The organism is Roseburia sp. OM04-10BH, assembly GCF_003462605.1.
Lineage (GTDB): Bacteria > Bacillota > Clostridia > Lachnospirales > Lachnospiraceae > Roseburia_C > Roseburia_C amylophila.
Map to the genome: position 1 here is coordinate 1 of NZ_QTZI01000026.1, position 3,521 is coordinate 3,521.

A 3,521-nucleotide genomic window follows, 5' to 3' on the forward strand; every position below is an offset into this window, starting at 1 on the left:
AGAATACGTGCATTAGAGAAAAAGGAACAGGAAAGCATTGAAGCTACAAAAAAGCTCATAGCACAGCGGAAGGAACTGGAAAAGAGAAAGAAAGCGGAAGAAAGTAAAAAACGAACCCACAGGCTCTGTCAGATTGGAGGAGCGGTGGAATCAGTTCTTGGCTGTCCGATTGAGGAGGAAGATTTACCAAAGTTGATAGGATTCTTAAAAAGGCAGGAAACAAACGGGAAGTTTTTCTCAAAAGCGATGCAGAAAGAATTAGTTACAGACATGGAGGAAGTGTAATGGCGGAGGGAGTGGGTTTTCCATTCCCTTCATTGCCTTTGAATGAAGGGCGCACTTATGGACAACCAGAGGTCGTCCTTATAAGTTTGCCACAAGTGGCAACCGGTCTGCGCTTACGCTTGCCGGGCTCGTTCCGTCGACGGGGCTTTCAGCCAGACCTGCTCATGTCGCAGGGGGCACTCTTGCGCAGAGGGCGTTCCGACAGCTTCACTCCTGCAAAACCAGAAGAAGATGCTGTCGGAAATCAATGCCGGATACGGCAGAAAGGGGGAATCATAACATGGCGATATTTCATTTTACAGTAAAGATTGTCGGACGCAGTAAAGGAAAATCTGTCATATCCGCATCTGCATATCTTAATGGAGATGTGATGAAAAATGAGGAAACAGGCAGGATCAGCTACTACACTTCCAAAAAGGAAGTCGTCTACACCAGTCTGATGATGTGCGAAAATGCACCTCCTGAATGGCTGCATGTACCGGAAGAAAATATAAAAAGGTTTCAACAGTCTATCCGTTATAAAAGAGCGGATGATAAGGAAGCCGCACTGGAAAAGTTTAAAATCACATTTCAGAAACAGCGGTTATGGAATGAGGTATTGAAGATAGAAAAAATGCAGATGCACAGCTTGGACGCTCATTTGAATTTTCCCTGCCGAAAGAATGGAGCAGACAGGAACAGATTGATTATACAACCGAATATATTCAAAAGACTTTCGTGGACGAGGGAATGTGTGCCGACTGGAGCATACACGATAAGGGCGACGGGAACCCACATGTGCATTTACTTGTAACCATGCGACCATTCAATCCAGATCACTCATGGGGCAACAAAGAAGTCAAGGACTGGGATTTTGTCAGAGATACTGACGGAAATATCGTGGTTGATGAATCCCACCCGGACTGGTGGCAGGATAAGAAAAATCCTGACCGGCATGGAATCCGTATTCCGGTACTTGATGAAAACGGAGTACAGAAAGTCGGGGCAAGAAACAGAAAACAATGGAAAAGGGTTCTGACTGACGCTACCGGCTGGAACAATCCAAAGAATTGTGAGTTATGGCGAAGCGAATGGGCAAAGATGTGTAACCGGCATTTATCCATAGACAATCTGATTGACCACCGCTCTTATGAAAGACAGGGCAAATTGAAAGTCCCTACGATTCATGAGGGTGCAGATGCAAGGAAGATTGAGGAAAAATATCTCACCGGGCAGATAAGGAAAGGTTCATGGAAGATCGAGGAAAACCAGATGATAAAAAAACAAAATGCACTGCTGCAAAAGGTAATTGCAACCTTTGGTAAGGTATCCGGTGCATTGTCGATGTGGAGGGAGTGGTTGAATGACATTAGAAGAAAGCAAAGAAGTAATTCCCATGATGGAAGCAATGATTACACAGATAGAGGAACAGCAGAATATCATGGCAGAGATGCTTCAGGAGATACAGGAAAAGGACGAGAAGCTGATGTGCTTTCAGGAGCAGGAAGAACGATTGCAGCAATTAGAGAAAGAATTGTCAGAGCTGCTACAAATCTTACCGGATACAGAAGAACTGTTGATGCTTCTGGAAGAAAAGGCAGACCAGATACAGAAACTCACAGACGAAAATCAGCAATGGCAGGAATTGGCACAGAAATTAAACAGCGAGAACCGGCTATTGCAGAAACAGAACAGCGAATTGTTGAACTTGAACAGCAATTAGAGAAAGGAAGGTCGATTGATGAACGAATTAAGAAACTCAAAGAGCGACGATCAACTGGAAGAGTTGCTTCTGCTGACAGAGCAGATGCAGGAAGAACTCGACCAGAAAGACCGGACTATCAGGGAACTGAAAGTGCAGCTCGACGAATCGCTGACCTTGAACGAGAAGTTAAACAGCGAGAACAAAACAGAGAACATTCAAGCCTTAAAGAACGACTTGAGGAAAACAAAAGAATTGTTGCAGAGCGAGAAAGAGAAAACACACACCGTCCAAGCCATGATAGAGGAATGTCGAGATAAGCAGAGACAGGCAGAACAGGAACGGGATTATGCACTCTCCCATCAGAAAAAAGTAGAGATACCGGTTGAAAAGCCGGTACTCTATCAAAAGTGCGGGAATTGTAAACAGACAGCTTATCTGAAAGCTAAGGAAAAGTATGATATGCAGAGGGAAAAACTGGCAGGCAGATATAAAACAAAAACAGCCATGTATGAAGCATTGATGTTTCTGCTGATATGGTATTCCGTATCAACTACTCTTTTTCAGATGATAAGGTCAAAAATATTTATTTCTGATTGCGTGGTATTCTTTGATACAATCGCAACTTTCACACAGACCATTGCTGGCTGGGTTGTACTGGCAGGAAAGAACGTGGCACAGATTAGTGATGGAATATCCAATCCTGTCGTTGCCGGAATTATAAACTGGCTGATAAGAATATTGATTTGCGGTGGATGTCTGGTGGGTGTGGGAATACTTTTGGCATTTATCGAAATAAAGATTGCAGGGCTATATAAGAAATACTGTTGGGATATGATTACCATAATGGTGATACTTGTAAGTATGGCAATAGCTATCTACTTTGGGGATTGGATAAAGGAAGTATTGCCAATCAATCTGCTATTTCTCTTATTATTCGTGCAACTGGTATATGTTGGAATCAGGTGGTATGTAAAGGGATGGCGGGAAAACAGAGGTTATGTTTAAAAATAAAAAAATTGTCTGAGACGCAGCGAAGTAAATAAAATGAGTAGTATTATAGGAAGTCAGCAGTGCGTGAATAAACTGCTGGCTTCTTTTTTGATAGATACAGTCACTCCCAGAGAGTGTGCAGGATAGTAAAGTAATAATATCAACATGACGATATAGAAAATGCAGGGAACAGGCAAAGGTACAATACGAATACTATTTGACGCAGACAAAAAAATATGATCAAACCGTCCACATATTACATGATGTAAATAAGCATATTAAAGCAATCGAAGGATTATATGGTGCAGAGCAGGGGAATACGGCAGGAGAATATGCAGCGGAAATCAGAGAACTGTTAAAGCCGCTCATTCCGGTTCAATACACAGAAAATCCAATATTAAACATTCTTCTTACCGATAAAGAATCCGTTATGAAGGAAAAAGGTATTTCAGTAACCATAAAGGTGGATAATGTGAATCTGAATTTCCTTGCACCAATCGACATTACAACTATTTTTGGAAATTTATTAGATAATGCGATTGAGGCTGCAGAGAAGCTGGAA

Annotated in this window: 4 protein-coding genes and 1 pseudogene; all 5 read left to right on the forward strand. The window is 42.2% G+C overall.

Features of this window, described 5'->3' with window-relative positions; translation table 11 throughout:
- Positions 1-285: DUF3847 domain-containing protein (locus tag DXB43_RS14750; protein ID WP_243006694.1), on the forward strand; the 285-nt coding region annotated here is incomplete at its 5' end.
- Positions 285-590, forward strand: coding sequence for a hypothetical protein (locus DXB43_RS14755; protein WP_117719007.1), 306 nt, complete (start codon positions 285-287; stop codon positions 588-590). The genes DXB43_RS14750 and DXB43_RS14755, both read left to right, overlap by 1 nt.
- Positions 566-2,286, forward strand: a pseudogene (locus DXB43_RS14760) (MobA/MobL family protein). The gene DXB43_RS14755 and the pseudogene DXB43_RS14760 overlap by 25 nt, the downstream one beginning before the upstream one ends.
- Positions 2,264-2,974 carry a DUF6040 family protein gene (locus DXB43_RS14765; protein WP_014080632.1) on the forward strand — a complete coding sequence of 237 codons (711 nt, stop codon included), beginning with the start codon at positions 2,264-2,266 and terminating at the stop codon, positions 2,972-2,974. The pseudogene DXB43_RS14760 and the gene DXB43_RS14765 overlap by 23 nt, the downstream one beginning before the upstream one ends.
- 202 nt (positions 2,975-3,176) lie before the next feature.
- On the forward strand, positions 3,177-3,521 hold a 345-nt coding region (locus tag DXB43_RS15570; protein ID WP_243006695.1), incomplete at its 3' end, for a GHKL domain-containing protein.

Coding starts and splice junctions, on each gene's coding strand:
- DXB43_RS14755 (WP_117719007.1), top strand. CDS start 285: ATGGCGGAGGGAGTGGGTTTTCCATTCCCTTCATTGCCTTTGAATGAA.
- DXB43_RS14765 (WP_014080632.1), top strand. CDS start 2,264: ATGATAGAGGAATGTCGAGATAAGCAGAGACAGGCAGAACAGGAACGG.